1 protein-coding gene and 1 pseudogene are annotated in these 377 nt (G+C 62.9%); one reads left to right on the forward strand and one right to left on the reverse strand.

Going from position 1 to position 377, the window contains the following annotated elements; translation table 11 throughout:
* A pseudogene (locus BK665_RS35490) lies at nucleotides 1-105 on the reverse strand (glutathione synthase); the annotation flags it as partial.
* On the opposite strand from BK665_RS35490, the gene BK665_RS33805 reads away from it, so the two are divergent.
* Nucleotides 62-377: MFS transporter (locus tag BK665_RS33805; RefSeq protein WP_375538970.1), on the forward strand; the 316-nt coding region annotated here is incomplete at its 3' end. The pseudogene BK665_RS35490 and the gene BK665_RS33805 sit on opposite strands and share 44 nt — an antisense overlap.

Genomic DNA, 377 nt, shown 5'->3' on the forward strand with positions numbered 1-377 from the left:
GAGCTTCTGATCGATGGCATCCATCAAGAGGCCGCCGATATCGGTGCCAAACGCATTATCAATGAACGCTATCGCGGCGTTGGCCAGCGAGGTGATTCCGGCCTCACACCGCAGCCGTGTGCTGGGGTTGGCGTCTTCCGGGGCGGCGTTTGCGATTTGCCTCAATGGTGTGCTGATCGCGTTGTTGCACGGCATTTCCCTGAAGCACTTCTGGTTGATCTGCGCCGGTATGACGCTGATCGTCACCCTGTTGACGTTTTGGGCCCTGGCCCCGCCCGCCGCGCAGCAACGCCCCAAGCCCAGCAGCGCGCCGTCGCTGCGTCGGGTCCTCAGGCAATGGCTGCACCTGTGTCTGGAGCACCCGGTGGCGCTGCATA

The organism is Pseudomonas frederiksbergensis (assembly GCF_003732665.1).
Classification (GTDB): Bacteria; Pseudomonadota; Gammaproteobacteria; order Pseudomonadales; family Pseudomonadaceae; genus Aquipseudomonas; species Aquipseudomonas frederiksbergensis_G.